This window comes from Priestia sp. P5_B4 (genome assembly GCF_056400385.1).
In genome coordinates this window covers 1-504 of sequence record NZ_JBFULJ010001560.1, presented here as the reverse complement: position 1 = coordinate 504, position 504 = coordinate 1, and the positions used below count along the sequence as shown (strand labels likewise).

The 504-nt window shown below is 39.2% G+C and carries 1 protein-coding gene; it reads right to left on the bottom strand.

Translation table 11 applies throughout. The annotated features are described in order from the left end of the window. Nucleotides 1–33: 33 nt before the first annotated feature. The coding region (locus AC1DRF_RS32160) for an amidohydrolase family protein (RefSeq protein WP_477742850.1) at nt 34–504 on the bottom strand (471 nt) is incomplete at its 5' end.

Sequence of the window (504 nt, the reverse complement as noted above, 5' to 3'; positions counted from 1 at the left end):
ACCTTTGACAGCGTTAAGCCAAGTTCTTGTAATCTATTCTCTGGTGTTTGTACTGTTGGCATAAATGTCACTCCTTTTCTCTTGCCCGATGTTTAAAAACTTCGCAGCATTTCCACCTAACATATCTAATCTTTGTTGTTCAGTTAAATCCAGCGTTTCATCCAGAACTTTTCCCGGAACAACTTCACGCAGTAAAAATGGATAATCCGATCCCATAAAGATTTTTTCATGTCCAAACCGTTCAATCATGTACTTTATATTCAGGGGATCGTAGTTTAACGAATCAAAATAAAATTGCTTTGCATAKTAACTAGGAGGATGTGTTGTCAGTCTAAGGTGCGGCCACACTTCCCACCCTTTATCTAATCTAGGAAGAATATAAGGGAAAGATCCTCCTCCATGTGCAAAACAGACTTTTAATTTAGGAAATTTCTCCATAATACCGCTCCATAGAAGCGTTGCAGCCGCTAGTGCTGTTTCACTTGGCATTCCTACGGTATACAT